Here is a 14,187-nt window from a genome sequence, read left to right on the forward strand (position 1 = left end):
CGGCAGCTCCTACAGGGGTTGGTTCCAGTTTTGTTTTCGGAGTTTTTGCCCCTATGAAGCACAACGTCATCCTTGTCGTGCTCGACGGTCTCAACTACGAGGTCGCGCGCCACGCCATGGGGCATCTGCAGGCTTATGTTGGCGCAGGACGCGCCGCGCTCTACCAGTTGGAGTGCGAGCTGCCGGCCCTGTCCCGACCGCTTTATGAATGCATCCTCACCGGCGTGCCGCCGATCGACAGCGGCATCGTCCACAACAACGTTTCGCGCCTGTCCAATCAGCGCAGCATTTATCATTACGCCCGCGATGCCGGTCTGAAAACCGCCGCCGCGGCGTATCACTGGGTCAGCGAGCTGTACAACCGCTCGCCCTTCGTCGCCGCCCGCGACCGCCACACTGACAATCTGTCGCTGCCGATCCAGCACGGGCATTTCTACTGGAGCGATCACTACCCGGATTCGCACCTGTTCGCCGACGCGGAAAACCTGCGCCTGCGCCACGATCCGAACTTCCTGCTGATCCACCCGATGAACATCGACGACGCCGGGCACAAGCACGGCCTCGACTCTTCGCAGTACCGCAACAGTGCGCGCTCGGCCGACATCATCCTCGCCGACTATCTGCAGAGCTGGCTCGACGCCGGCTATCAAATACTGGTGACCGCCGACCACGGCATGAACAACGACCGTTCGCACAACGGCCTGTTGCCGGAAGAACGCCAGGTGCCGCTGTTCGTCCTCGGCGACGCGTTCAGCCTCAACGCTGACGCCGCGCCGAAACAGACGGAAATCTGCGGCACGGTCTGCGAACTGCTCGGCGTGCCCCACGACAAACCTGTGTGCCGGGAGCTGCTCAAGTGAACGCCATGACTCGCGGCAAATGGCTGGCGGCACTGTGCCTGGTGCCCTTCGCGCTGTTCTTTATCGTTTTCGAAATCGCCCCGCTGGTCTGGGTGATGATCAACAGCCTGCAATCGGAAGAGTTCGGTTGGGGCATCGAAAACTTCACCAAGATCTTCAATTCGAAGTTCTATTTGCAGGCGATCCAGTACAGCCTGGAGATCAGTTTCTGGTCGAGTGTGTTCGGCATCATCATTGCCGTGCTCGGGGCGTATTCCCTGCGCCGGGTCGACTCGAAACTGCGCAACTTCGTCAACGCCTTCGCCAACATGACCAGCAACTTTGCCGGCGTGCCGCTGGCCTTCGCCTTCATCATCCTGCTCGGTTTCAACGGCAGCATCACCATCATGCTGAAGCAGTCGGGGATCATTCAGGACTTCAACCTGTACTCGAAAACCGGGTTGATCATCCTTTACACCTACTTCCAGATTCCGCTTGGCGTGCTGCTGCTGTACCCGGCGTTCGACGCCTTGCGTGAAGACTGGCGCGAGTCCGCCGCGTTGCTCGGTGCCAATGGCTGGCAGTTCTGGCGGCACATCGGTTTGCCAGTGCTGACGCCAGCGCTGCTGGGTACGTTCGTGATCCTGCTGGCCAACGCCCTCGGCGCCTATGCCACGGTGTATGCACTGACGACGGGCAACTTCAACGTCCTGCCGATTCGTATCGCGGCGATGGTCTCCGGCGACATTTCCCTCGACCCGAATCTGGCCAGCGCTTTGGCCGTGGTGCTGGTGGCGCTGATGACCATCGTCACTGTCGTGCATCAACTGCTGTTGAAGAGGAGCTACCATGTCTCGCGCTGAATCCGGCCCGGCCGGCCTCTACCACCGCGTCGTGGTTTATCTGCTGTTCGCGATCCTCTTGCTGCCGCTGGCAGGCACGCTGGTCTACTCGATCGCCAGCAGTTGGTCGGCGACCATTCTGCCCAGCGGCTTCACCTTCAAGTGGTACATCCAGTTGTGGAGCGATCCACGGTTCCTCCACGCCTTCGGCCAGTCGTTATTGGTGTGCGTGGGCGCGCTGGTGCTGTCGGTGGTGCTGATTCTGCCGCTGCTGTTCGTCGTGCATTACCACTTTCCGAAACTCGATGCGCTGATGAACATCCTGATCCTGCTGCCCTTCGCGGTGCCGCCGGTGGTGTCATCGGTAGGTCTGTTGCAACTCTACGGTTCCGGGCCGATGGCGATGGTCGGCACGCCGTGGATTCTGATCGGCTGCTACTTCACCGTGGCCCTGCCGTTCATGTACCGGGCGATCACCAACAACCTGCAAGCAATCAACCTGCGCGACCTGATGGACGCTGCGCAACTGCTCGGCGCCAGCACCTTTCAGGCAGCGATTCTGGTGGTGCTGCCCAATCTGCGCAAAGGCCTGATGGTCGCGTTGCTGCTGTCGTTCTCGTTCCTGTTCGGGGAGTTCGTCTTTGCCAACATTCTGGTCGGCACGCGCTACGAAACCTTGCAGGTTTACCTGAACAACATGCGCAACAGCAGCGGGCATTTCACCAGTGCGCTGGTCATCTCGTATTTCTTTTTCGTGCTGGTCCTGACCTGGATCGCCAACATCTTGAACAAGGACAAAAGCGAATGAGCTATGTCAGCGTCCAACACCTGCAGAAAAATTACGCGGGCACCCCGGTGTTCAGCGACATCAACTGCGAAATCAACAAAGGCGAATTCGTCACCCTGCTCGGCCCGTCCGGTTGCGGCAAATCCACCCTGCTGCGCTGCATCGCCGGCCTGACGCCGGTGGATGGCGGCAAGATCCTCCTCGATGGCGTCGACATCGTCCCGCTGACGCCGCAAAAACGCGGGATCGGCATGGTGTTCCAGAGCTACGCGCTGTTCCCCAACATGACCGTCGAGCAGAACGTCGCTTTCGGTTTGCGCATGCAAAAGGTCAACGCCGACGACAGTCATAAACGCGTGTCGGAAGTGTTGAAACTGGTGGAACTGAACGACTTCGCCAGTCGTTATCCGCATCAGTTGTCAGGCGGTCAATGTCAGCGTGTCGCCCTCGCCCGCTCACTGGTCACACGTCCACGTTTGCTGCTGCTCGATGAACCGCTGTCGGCACTCGATGCACGGATTCGCAAACACCTGCGCGAACAGATCCGCCAGATCCAGCGTGAACTCGGCCTGACCACAATCTTCGTCACACACGACCAGGAAGAAGCGCTGACCATGTCTGATCGCATTTTCCTGATGAATCAGGGAAAAATCGTACAGAGCGGCGACGCCGAAACCCTGTACACCGCGCCAGTGGACGTGTTCGCAGCAGGCTTCATCGGCAACTACAACCTGCTCGACGCCGAAGACGCGTCGAAGCTGTTGCAACGCCCGATCAATCATCGCGTCGCCATTCGCCCGGAAGCCATCGAACTGAGCCTCAACGGCGAGCTCGACGCGCAGATCCGCAGCCATAGCCTGCTAGGCAATGTCATTCGCTATCGCATCGAAGCGCGCGGCGTGGAATTGGTGGTGGATGTGCTCAATCGCTCGGCGGCTGATCTGCATCCCGATGGTCAGCGTCTGGCACTTTCCATCGATCCGACGGCCCTGTGTGAAGTCGCTTAAAAGCAGCTGCAAGCTTCGAGCTACAAGCTTCAAGTTGTAGACTGCGGCGTAGCTGATTCCAATTCTTGCAGCTCGAAGCTTGTAGCTCGCAGCTGTTCTCGGAGAGAACTGATGGCCCTGGCAATTTTTGATCTGGACGAAACGTTGATCCACGGCGACTGCGCCACCCTCTGGAGCGAGCAGATGGGGCGCCTGGGCTGGGTCGATCCCGAGTCGTTCATGCGCAAGAACAACGAGCTGATGGACGCCTACAGCCATGGCAAATTGCGCATGGAAGAGTACATGGAGTTCAGCCTCGAACCACTGATCGGGCGTACCCCGGAAGAAGTCGAGCACCTGGTCGGTCCGTGGGTGGAAGATTTCATCGAGCCGATCATCTTCAGTGACGCGACGAAAACCATCGCCGCCCACCGCAAGGCCGGCGACCGGATTCTGGTGATTTCGGCGTCGGGCACGCACTTGGTCAGACCGATTGCCGACCGACTGGGCATCGATGAAATTCTCGGTATCGAACTGGAAGTCGCGCATGGCGTGTACAGCGGCCACACCGTTGGCACCCTGACCTACCGCGAAGGCAAGATCACCCGCTTGCTGGAATGGCTGGATGCTGAAGAGGAAAACCTGGAAGGCGCGAGTTTCTATTCCGACTCACGCAATGATCTGCCGTTGTTGTTGAAGGTGGATTTCCCGCACGTGGTCAACCCAGATCCCGTGCTGCTTGAGCATGCCGAAAAAGCCGGCTGGCCGATCCATCTCTGGAAATAAACGCAAAAGATCGCAGCCTTCGGCAGCTCCTACATTTGAAATGCATTCCCCTGTAGGAGCTGCCGAAGGCTGCGATCTTTTGACCTTGCTCTTGTATCAGGTGAAGCTTTCGTCAATCACCAACACCAGTTTCCCCGCCACCGTATTGCTCGCCAGCTCGGCAAACGCCGCTTCGGCATCCTTCACCGGGAATGCCCTGGCCAACTGCGGACTCAACCGCCCCTCAGCAAACAACGGCCACACCTGCTGCCCCAGATCACTCAACAGATCCGCCTTGAACTGATCATCACGGCTGCGCAATGTCGAGCCCAGCAACTGCACGCGCTTCCCCAACACCTGCGCCAGATCCAGCTTGGCCTCGCGACCGCCCATCAGGCCGATCAGCACCCAACGCCCATCCAGCGCCATCAGCTTGAGATTCAGCGCCGAATAATTGCCGCCGACCGGATCGAGGATCACATCGAACGGGCCGAAATCGCGCAGGCTCTCCAGATCATCGCTGCGCACCACCCCGCCCTGCGCGCCCAACGCCTCGCAGTAGGCCAAACGCTCGGCAGAACCGACGCTGACCCAACACGGATTGCCGAACGCCTTGCACAACTGAATGGCGGCTGAACCGATTCCACTTGCGCCAGCGTGCAAGAGAACTTTCTCACCCGGTTTGAGCGCCGCAAGTTGAAACACATTCAACCAGACTGTTGCATAAACCTCGGGCAATGCCGCCGCCTCGATCAGCGAGACGCCTTCGGGAACCGGCAGCACATGCCGTCCGTCGACCACCACCTCTTCGGCCATCCCGCCCCCGGCCAGCAAGGCGCAAACCCGATCGCCGACCTGCCACGAACTGCCCGCGCCGACCTCGCTGATCACCCCGGAGCACTCAAGACCGAGCACTGGGCTGGCACCCGGCGGTGGTGGATAAAGCCCTGCTTTCTGTAATAAATCGGCGCGATTGAGGCCGGCTGCCGCCACTCGGATGCGAACTTGTCCTACATCGCACGTAGGACTCGGCTCCTCAACCCATGCCACTTGACCTTCAACGCCTTGCAATGCCTTCACAGTGCCTCCATAGTGAGTCTGGACTGAGCCCGAAGCTGTAGCGCCGGGCTTTTTGCATTATGCGACCGGCTCTCGTAGAACCGGCGACTTCAAAGACGGCCTAATATGCGTTATCAATTGTCCCCGCGTCGAATCAGCATGAAGCATTTGCTCCCCAGCACCGCCCTCGCTCTTTTCATCGGTATCGGCCTGTTGCCGGTATCGGGCAGTACATTCGCAGCCAACAGCTGGGACAAGTTGCAGCCTGATCGCGATGAAGTCATCGCCAGTCTGAACGTCGTCGAGTTGCTCAAGCGTCACCACTACAGCAAGCCGCCGCTCGACGATGCGCGCTCGGTGATTATCTACGACAGCTACATCAAGCTGCTGGATCCGTCGCGCAGCTATTTCATGGCCAGCGACATCGCCGAATTCGACAAGTGGAAGACCCAGTTCGACGACTTCCTCAAAAGCGGCGACCTCAACGCCGGGTTCACCATCTACAAGCGCTATCTGGACCGCGTCAAGGCGCGTCTGGACTTCGCCCTTGCCGAGCTGAACAAAGGCGTCGACAAGATGGACTTCAACACCAAGGAGACTTTGCTGATCGATCGCAAGGACGCCCCTTGGCTCAAATCCACCGCAGAACTCGATGACCTCTGGCGCAAACGCGTCAAGGACGAAGTGCTGCGGATGAAGATCGCTGGCAAAGAGCCGAAGCAGATTCAGGAAACCCTGACCAAACGCTACAAGAACCAGTTGGCGCGTCTGGACCAGACCCGTCCGGAAGACATCTTCCAGGCGTACATCAACACCTTCGCCATGTCGTACGACCCGCACACCAACTATCTGTCGCCGGATAACGCGGAAAACTTCGACATCAACATGAGCCTGTCCCTCGAGGGCATCGGTGCCGTGTTGCAGAGCGATAACGACCAGGTGAAAGTCGTGCGTCTGGTGCCGGCAGGCCCGGCCGACAAGACCAAGCAAGTGGCCCCGGCCGACAAGATCATCGGCGTTGCCCAAGGCAACAAAGAGATGGTCGACGTGGTCGGCTGGCGTCTGGACGAAGTGGTCAAGCTGATCCGTGGGCCGAAAGGCACCGTGGTGCGCCTGGAGGTCATTCCGGCGAGCAATGCACCGAACGACCAGACCACCAAGATCGTGCCGATCACCCGTGAAGCGGTGAAGCTCGAAGACCAGGCCGTGAAGAAGTCCATCCTCAACCTGAAACAGGACGGCAAGGACTACAAGCTCGGCGTTATCGAGATTCCGGCCTTCTACCTCGACTTCAAGGCGTTCCGTGCCGGTGATCCGGACTACAAGAGCACCACGCGTGACGTCAAGAAACTGCTGACCGAACTGCAGAAAGACAAAGTCGACGGCGTGGTCATCGACCTGCGCAATAACGGCGGCGGCTCCCTGCAGGAAGCCACAGAGTTGACCAGTCTGTTCATCGACAAGGGCCCGACCGTACTCGTGCGTAATGCCGACGGCCGTGTCGACGTGCTGGAAGATGAAAACCCGGGTGCGTTCTACAAAGGCCCGATGGCGCTGCTGGTCAACCGCTTGTCCGCCTCGGCTTCGGAGATTTTCGCCGGCGCCATGCAGGACTACCACCGCGCGCTGATCATCGGTGGCCAGACCTTCGGCAAAGGCACCGTGCAGACCATTCAGCCGCTGAACCATGGCGAACTGAAACTGACACTGGCCAAGTTCTACCGGGTTTCCGGTCAGAGCACCCAGCATCAGGGCGTGTTGCCGGACATCGACTACCCGTCGCTGATCGACACCAAGGAAATTGGCGAAAGCGCTCTGCCGGAAGCCATGCCGTGGGACACCATCCGCGCGGCGATCAAACCGGCGGCCGATCCGTTCAAGCCGTACCTGGCTCAGCTCAAGTCCGAGCATGACACTCGCACCGCGAAAGATGCCGAGTTCGTGTTCATCCGTGACAAGCTGGCTCTGGCGCAGAAACTGATGGAAGAAAAAACCGTCAGCCTCAACGAAGCCGAACGCCGTGCCCAGCACGCCGACATCGACGCCAAGCAACTGACGATGGAAAACATCCGTCGCAAGGCCAAAGGCGAAGAGCCGCTCAAAGAGCTGAAGAAAGAAGACGAAGACGCCCTCGCGGCTGCCGACCCGGACAAGGTCAAGCCAGAAGACGATGCTTATCTGAGCGAAACCGGGCGTGTGCTGCTGGACTACCTGAAGCTGAGCAATCAGGTGGCCAAGAAGTAAGGTGATGGCAATTTAATGCTGACGATCCCCGGATCGTCATCAAACAGTCATCATTCTGTCGTGCAATAAAGGACTGGGAGCCACTCTCTTCATCGAGAGCGCTCCCAGTCCTTTTTTTATCGCCAGAGATTGCCATGACCACGACCGAACAGCTGAGTGCCTTGAGCTCGATCCTGACTCAAAGCGGATTGCACAGCCTGTTCCAGCCGATCATCAGTCTCTCCGAACGACGCATCCTCGGCTACGAAGCCCTCACTCGCGGCCCTTCCAACAGCCCATTGCACTCGCCCATCGCACTGTTCGCCGTGGCGCGTCAGGCCGGGCGCCTGAGCGAGCTGGAAATTGCCTGCCGGCAAAGCGCTTGCCGCCGCTTCAATGAGCAGCAATTGCCGGGCAAGCTGTTTCTCAACGTCTCGCCAGAATCCTTGCTTGAAGCCGCCCATCAACCGGGACGCACGCTGCAACTGTTGCAGGATTTCGGCATTCCACCGAGTCAGGTCGTCATCGAACTGACCGAACAGACGCCGATCGACGACTTTCAGCTGCTGCAAACTGCGCTGCATCACTATCGGGCCATGGGTTTTTCCATTGCGCTGGATGATCTCGGTGCCGGCTATTCGAGCTTGCGCCTGTGGTCGGAACTGCGACCGGACTACGTGAAGATCGATCGGCATTTCATCGACGGCATTCATCAGGATGCGTTGAAGCGCGAATTCGTCGGCTCGATCCTGCAAATCGCCAAAGCCTCGCGCGCTCAGGTCATCGCCGAAGGCATCGAACTGCCCGAAGAACTCGCGGTACTCACCGAAATGGGCGTGGATCTGGTGCAGGGCTACCTGCTCGGTCGCCCGCAGGAACACCCACCGCGCGATGCCCGCGCCTTGATGCCCAAACACGACAGCAGCAGCGTTGCGCTGAACGACGAAGGCAGCGACCTCAGCGCCCTGCTCAACGACCAACCGGCGGTACATCGCGACACACCGACCGCCACGGTGCTGGAAGCCTTCCGCCGCCAGGCCAACCTCAACTCGTTGGCCGTGCTCGACGAACAAGGTCAGCCTTGCGGCATCGTCCACCGCCACTCATTGTCGGACGCCCTGCTCAAACCCTTCGCCACCGATCTGTTCGCGCGCAAACCGATCAGCCGCCTGATGAACGACGATTTCCTCGCGGTGGAAATGAGCCAGTCGCTGCAACAGGTCAGCCGCCTCATCACCAGCCGCGCTCGGCAACGTATTGAGGAAGACTTCATCATCACCCTCAACGGCGGCTACCTCGGCCTGGGCCGGGTGATCGATGTGCTCAAGCTGATTACCGAACTGAAAATTCAACAGGCGCGCTACGCTAATCCGTTGACCTTGTTGCCGGGTAATGTGCCGATTCAGCAATGCCTGACGCGGTTGCTGCAGCAAGGGCGCGAGTCGGTCATTTGCTATGTCGACATCGATAGCTTCAAGCCTTTCAACGACATCTACGGCTACGGTCGCGGCGATGAAGTGTTGTTGTGTCTGGCGCAATGTCTCAACGAACGTGTCGATCCCACGCGCGACTTCGTCGGTCACATCGGCGGCGACGACTTCCTGTTAGTCCTCGGCCCCGAAGACTGGCGCAAACGCCTCAATCAATTGCTCGACGATTTCCAGAGCCAATGTCGCCGCTTCTATCGGCCTGAACACCTTGAGGCTGGATGCTTTATTGCGCCGAATCGTCAGGGAGTGCGGCAGGAGTTTCCGCTGCTGTCGCTGTCCATTGGCGTAGTGCACCTACATCCCGAAGCCTGCGCGCACCTCGACGCGAGCCAACTTGCGGAGATGGCTTCGCAGGCGAAGCATCATGCGAAGAATGTTCCGGGGTATAGCATTCATCTACTCGATAGCTTCACCTCTCACGACCTCCATTCACCGCAGCTAATCGGACAACGGTGATTCCCCCTAAACAAAGTAAATTCCTGCGGTAGCAGAGTTGTTCGCAAATACGCAGGTCTACGAGCCAAAATTCTAATGGTTTCGAGCCTTAATCTAACGCTGAATCTTCGACTTGATATTTCAACAAACAATGCAAGAGAACCTGCATGAATTGACATTGATCATCTACATCATCATTAAAGTAAGTCGTAATTTTTGTAAAAACCGCATCAAAATCATCACCAACATTCAAGTAGTGCCTCAGGGTCTCAATACACCATTCGCGCTCCTGAATGCTATAAGAAAGAAATTCAGGCCTCAGAAGAACATCAAATAACTCTGCAAGCTCCTCTTGATCATTTACATTTTTAGATACAATTATTTTTTCACGAGCATCGTCGTGAACATTATCTATATCAAATATAAAGAGAAGACCACGCAAAACAAAATATTCAGGCTTACGTTTCATTACATAAATTCCGTATAAGAAGTTATAGGCTCAGCGTTTCGATTAAGGATTACTACCGCATGTGTCTGCTGTCCGTAAACCACCCCTCCCCTTTGGTAGCCTTCACCAACAACCTTACCCATATTCATCGGCTCCGTTGACGCTACTTGCCCATTTCGCCTAAAAATAAGTTGAGCACGATGTATGGCGTTCAATTGGTCTCGATGACTAAAAAAATGGGTAGCCGCACTGGGTATCTTTGGTTGCCCAGTTCGTCTTCCGTTGGTGTAAACCTCAATTTGCCCAGTTGTTGGGTTTCTTCCCGTCATTGAACGTTCTTGCTGAGAAGCCAGCGTGGTCTGTTTGCCATGCTTCTCTAAGAAGTGTGCGCCTTGTGTGGCCTTCTCCATTTCATCCAAACGCCGATAAGCGTTCTCCTCCGCCAACTCATCAATCCTCGCTCTTCGTTCCTGCGCCGTCATTCTCGGCAGCGCAGGCTCCCCCTCATCAACCTTTACCCCACCAGTCCCACCCGGCACCGCACAACCCGGCCTATTCGGCGGAGGACAATTGGAACTCAACCCCAACGGATCAACCCACCCCGTCGGATTCGGCGTGTACTGATACTGATTAATCCCACCCGCCAGCTTCACCGGATCCGGCGTCAGATACCGGCCCAACCTCGGGTCGTAGTACCGGTGCCGGTTGTAATGCAGCCCACTTTCCCCATCGAAATACTGCCCCTGAAACCGCAACGGTTGATCGAGGTAGTCCTCGGCCGCCAGGGTCAGCGCCGCGACCTTGCCGTACGCGTCGTACTGCGCCGACCAAACGATTTCCCCGCTGTAATCGGTCAGCTCCAGCGGCGTGCCGAGGTGATCGAGTTGGTAATAAAACGGGCAGGCTTTTTTCGGGCCTTTGCCGTCGAGCATGGCCAGCGGGCGGAAGGTGCCGGGTTCGTAGACGTAGCTGCGGTATTCGTTGGGGCTGCTTTCGGCGACGAGGTGGTCGCCTTGCCAGAAGAACTCGGTGGTGACGCCGTCGACGGTTTTGCGGATGCGGCGGCCGAAGGCGTCGTATTGGTAGGACGCGGTTTTGCCGTCCGGGCGGGTCAGGCCGATCAGGCGGTGCTGACAGTCGTAGCGGTATTCGGTGACCAGTTTGTGCGCGCTGCCACGGCGTTCGCGGATCAGGTTGCCGAAGGCGTCGTAGTCGTAGTGGCGGTCGCCCTGCATCAGCAGGCGGTTGCCTTTGATCCGGCTCGGGCCGGTGCCATCCTGTGTCAGCAGGTTGCCGGCCGGGTCGTGGGCGAAGCTTTCCGGCAGTTCGTCGCGCGAATGGCGGACGCGGATCAGGCGGTCGAGCGCGTCGTAGTAATAGCTGCGCTGGCCATGACGGCTGTCGGCGATGCTCGCCAGGTTGCCGTTGACCGCGTAGCTGTAGTGGCGCAGGTACAACGCGCGGGTTTGCTGATTGACCGCATGAGCCTGCAGGCGACCCTGTTCGTCATAGTGATAATGACTGTGCAGCAATCCCTGCTGACGCTGCTGTTCACGACCGCACTCGTATTGGTGCTTGGTCAGTTGCGCGCCGTTGAGGTCGATACCGGTGAGCGCGCCGCCCTTGGCATGGTGATAGTCGAGCTTGCTGTTGTCCGGCAGGCGCATGCGTTTGAGCTGACCGCAGGCATCATAGGCATACCGCAAAGTGCCCCAGCCCTGATGCTCGGTAACCAGCCGATCCTGACGGTCGTACTCGAAGGCCAACGGGTGGTTCTGGCCGTCATCGACGCTGACGAGGCGGCCGAGGCGGTCGTATTGATAAAAAACCTTGATGCCGTCGGGCAGGGTTTTGACCAGAAGACGCCCGGCAGCATCGCGTTTATAGGCGGTGACTAACTGTGAGCCGTCGTCGCCAAACTCGGTCTTCTCCAGCAGGTGCCCGTTGAGGTCATAGGCATACGCGGTACGTTGGCCGTCAAAGCCGGTTTCCTCTCGGATCAGCCCGGTTGGCGTGTAGTCCAGCAGGTATCGCTCGCCGGACTCGTTTTCGATCTCGGTGAGCAGCAGTTGCGCATGGTCGTAGCGGTACTGCACCCGCGTGCCGTCGGGGTTGATCCGCCGAGAGACCAGGTGCAGCTCATCGTCGTATTCATACCGGGTGATGTGACCGAGTTCATCACGCTCGGCAGTAACCTGGCCGTAGCTGCCGTAGCTATAGGCGCGAGTGGCACCGGTAGGAAAAGTCGTCTGAAGAAGTCGGCCAACGGCGTCCCACTGCTGACGGGTTACGGCGCCATGCTCATCAACCGTGGTCGTCCGCCGCCCCAGCGCATCGTAGGAAAAGCGCCGCACACCGCCGCCGGGCAGAGTCTCCTCAGTCAACTGGCCAAGGTCATTCCAGATCCAGCGATGCCGACTGGCGTCCGGGTAGCGGATCGATAGCAGTTGTCCGTGCGTGTCGTAGTAATAATGGGTGACCTGACCGTCAGGGTCGACCGCTTCGGTGACATCACCCTCGGCGTTGCGCCGGTAGGTCCAGGTCGCGTCGCCTCGGGAACGCTTGTGCAGGAAACCGTTGCGATATTCGTAGGACGTGGGCGCGTCCTCCGGCGGAATCAGCGCAATCAGCCGTCCGATTTCGTCGTAGCGATATTCAGTGACAGCGCCGAGCGGATCCTGCTCGGCCACCAGACGCCCTGAGTCGTCGTAGGCCTTGAGGTGTTCGCCACCGTTGGCCTCGACCTTGCGCACCAGCCGCGCACGGTCGTCGTGGACGTAAACCTCTTCGGTGCCGTCGACGTAATGCACCGTGACGCTGGCATCGTCATCCCAGACGTACCGCGTATTCATCTGCGAAAACGATGCCCAGTGGCGCACGCAACGCGCGGCCTTACCGGCGCGTTCCCATTCCCAGAAGAAACTCGCGCCGCCGCTCAGTTGCCGCTGCAGGATCACGTGGGCGTCGTCGTAGTCGTAGCGTTCGCTTTCGCCGACGGCGTTGGTGGCTTCGATCAAGCGCTGCAGCGCGTCGTAGCGGTAGCTGACCAGCGTCTGCTCGGTGTGCCAGGCCTCCTCTACACTTTTCGCAGGGCGGAAGCTCTGGAAGTCGACAGCAATCAACTGCGCGCGGTCGTAGCGCAAGCGCAGTGCCCGACCCGCGCCATTGTCGAGGCGGCTGATGCGCTCCTGACGATCTCGGGCAATGCGCAGACGGTTGTCGTACGCGTCACTGATGGCTGTCAGCCGCCCGGCACGAAAGTGATAGAACTGCGATTTTTCCCCGGCGAGGGCGAGGATCAATTCCTCCGGCTCATCCCCGAGAAAGATCGCTGCCCGCGACAGGCTGTTGTGAATCGCCGGACGCGAAACACTCGGCAACGGAAACCGCGTACGGCGGTTTTCATGGTCAACCCAGACAACCCCATCGCCTTCGAACAGCAACCGATGCGCCAGCGAATGGCTCCAGCCAAACCCCAGCCCAACATCGATCTCGACTGCACTGCTGCGGTACAACCGGGTGAACTCGAACGGCAATCGTCCATCAAGCACGCCATCAGTCAGCGTCAGTAGCTCTTCACCGGTGACCATCGACACCGGGCAACCGTTGGTGCAGGTCGCCGGCGCACAGTCAGCACTGTCACCGTTGGGATTTTTCGCCTGATCCGGCGCGTCGTCGTGAGGCTCGTCTTTCTTCAACGAGGTATTGCGCCGGGCATCCCAGCGCAACTGCATGCGACCTTTTTTCACCCCGGCAGCAATGCCTCGAGCGGCAACGGTTTTGTATTTTTCGACGTATTTGATGAACCCTTCGACGATGGCAAACATCGCCTTCACCAGACGCATCACGGCCGACAACAATTGCCCGGCGCGCTGCGCCAGGCGCAGTGTCAGATAGGCGATTCCCGCGCCCGCCCCGACGAACGTCAAGACCACGCCAATCAGCACATCGATCAACACCTGCACCACGACCATCGAGACCGCTTCAGCGGTCTGGCCGCTGATGTCACCGGGGGGCAACATTTCCAGCCAGAGGCTCGCGGTGCGTAACAGCAGGCACAGTGCTGCTTCATCGCTGACCAGTAGCTGCAGCTTTTCCATGAGATCGGGAGCGGTTTCTGCCAGCGTCTTCAGTTGCGCGGCCCCCTCACCCAACCGCTCGGCAAACGCTCCGGGGTCCTTGAGGATGTCCGAGAGCATGGCAATGCTGTCCCAGACGCCTTCGATCGCCGCCCAACTGCCGGCCAACATGCCGTTGCCCGCCGCCGTCGCCACCGACTGCGACCACTGTGGCTTGAACCCCTGCCACTCGCT

Annotated in this window: 10 protein-coding genes; 7 read left to right on the forward strand and 3 right to left on the reverse strand. The window is 58.9% G+C overall.

Annotated features, from left to right (window positions below; all coding sequences use genetic code 11):
- The first annotated feature begins 53 nt into the window (after window positions 1–53).
- From PMI37_RS18720 to PMI37_RS18740, 5 genes are all read left to right on the forward strand, one after another.
- The gene (locus PMI37_RS18720) at window positions 54–860 is read left to right on the forward strand and encodes an alkaline phosphatase family protein (protein WP_008083708.1); all 807 of its coding nucleotides are present in this window, start codon (window positions 54–56) and stop codon (window positions 858–860) included.
- A 5-nt stretch (window positions 861–865) separates the two neighbouring features.
- Window positions 866–1,702 (forward strand): ABC transporter permease, encoded by an 837-nt coding sequence (locus PMI37_RS18725; protein WP_162130782.1) that lies wholly within the window; start codon window positions 866–868, stop codon window positions 1,700–1,702.
- Window positions 1,689–2,489, forward strand: a complete 801-nt coding sequence (locus PMI37_RS18730; RefSeq protein WP_008083711.1) for an ABC transporter permease — start codon at window positions 1,689–1,691, stop codon at window positions 2,487–2,489. Before PMI37_RS18725 ends, PMI37_RS18730 begins: the two co-directional genes overlap by 14 nt.
- On the forward strand, window positions 2,486–3,475 hold the full coding sequence (locus PMI37_RS18735) for an ABC transporter ATP-binding protein (protein WP_008083712.1): 990 nt from the start codon (window positions 2,486–2,488) through the stop codon (window positions 3,473–3,475). The genes PMI37_RS18730 and PMI37_RS18735 overlap by 4 nt, the downstream gene beginning before the upstream one ends.
- Window positions 3,476–3,586: 111 nt before the next feature.
- Window positions 3,587–4,240: an HAD family hydrolase gene (locus PMI37_RS18740; RefSeq protein WP_008083714.1), complete on the forward strand. Its 654-nt coding sequence runs from the start codon at window positions 3,587–3,589 to the stop codon at window positions 4,238–4,240.
- Between the two features lie 96 nt (window positions 4,241–4,336).
- On the opposite strand, the gene PMI37_RS18745 is transcribed toward PMI37_RS18740, so the two are convergent.
- Window positions 4,337–5,299, reverse strand: coding sequence for a zinc-binding dehydrogenase (locus PMI37_RS18745; RefSeq protein WP_008083715.1), 963 nt, complete (start codon window positions 5,297–5,299; stop codon window positions 4,337–4,339).
- Between the two features lie 138 nt (window positions 5,300–5,437).
- On the opposite strand from PMI37_RS18745, the gene PMI37_RS18750 reads away from it, so the two are divergent.
- A complete protein-coding gene (locus PMI37_RS18750; protein WP_008083718.1) occupies window positions 5,438–7,522 on the forward strand; it encodes a carboxy terminal-processing peptidase in 2,085 nt (694 codons plus the stop codon).
- 134 nt (window positions 7,523–7,656) lie between these two features.
- Complete coding sequence (locus PMI37_RS18755) at window positions 7,657–9,447, forward strand: bifunctional diguanylate cyclase/phosphodiesterase (RefSeq protein ID WP_008083721.1); 1,791 nt, start codon at window positions 7,657–7,659, stop codon at window positions 9,445–9,447.
- 88 nt (window positions 9,448–9,535) lie between these two features.
- On the opposite strand, the gene PMI37_RS18760 is transcribed toward PMI37_RS18755, so the two are convergent.
- Together PMI37_RS18760 and PMI37_RS18765 are read right to left on the reverse strand one after the other, a co-directional pair.
- Window positions 9,536–9,895: a hypothetical protein gene (locus PMI37_RS18760; protein WP_045123193.1), complete on the reverse strand. Its 360-nt coding sequence runs from the start codon at window positions 9,893–9,895 to the stop codon at window positions 9,536–9,538.
- Window positions 9,895–14,187: RHS repeat-associated core domain-containing protein (locus PMI37_RS18765; protein WP_008083723.1), on the reverse strand; the 4,293-nt coding region annotated here is incomplete at its 5' end. The genes PMI37_RS18760 and PMI37_RS18765, both read right to left, overlap by 1 nt.

This window comes from Pseudomonas sp. GM80 (assembly GCF_000282515.1).
In the GTDB taxonomy this organism is placed as follows: domain Bacteria; phylum Pseudomonadota; class Gammaproteobacteria; order Pseudomonadales; family Pseudomonadaceae; genus Aquipseudomonas.

Bases quoted from the DNA above. Each gene is read 5' to 3' on its own strand.
- PMI37_RS18740 (WP_008083714.1), top strand. From the start codon at position 3,587: ATGGCCCTGGCAATTTTTGATCTGGACGAAACGTTGATCCACGGCGAC.
- PMI37_RS18735 (WP_008083712.1), top strand. From the start codon at position 2,486: ATGAGCTATGTCAGCGTCCAACACCTGCAGAAAAATTACGCGGGCACC.
- PMI37_RS18720 (WP_008083708.1), top strand. From the start codon at position 54: ATGAAGCACAACGTCATCCTTGTCGTGCTCGACGGTCTCAACTACGAG.
- PMI37_RS18730 (WP_008083711.1), top strand. From the start codon at position 1,689: ATGTCTCGCGCTGAATCCGGCCCGGCCGGCCTCTACCACCGCGTCGTG.
- PMI37_RS18760 (WP_045123193.1), bottom strand. From the start codon at position 9,895: ATGAAACGTAAGCCTGAATATTTTGTTTTGCGTGGTCTTCTCTTTATA.
- PMI37_RS18750 (WP_008083718.1), top strand. From the start codon at position 5,438: ATGAAGCATTTGCTCCCCAGCACCGCCCTCGCTCTTTTCATCGGTATC.
- PMI37_RS18755 (WP_008083721.1), top strand. From the start codon at position 7,657: ATGACCACGACCGAACAGCTGAGTGCCTTGAGCTCGATCCTGACTCAA.
- PMI37_RS18725 (WP_162130782.1), top strand. From the start codon at position 866: ATGACTCGCGGCAAATGGCTGGCGGCACTGTGCCTGGTGCCCTTCGCG.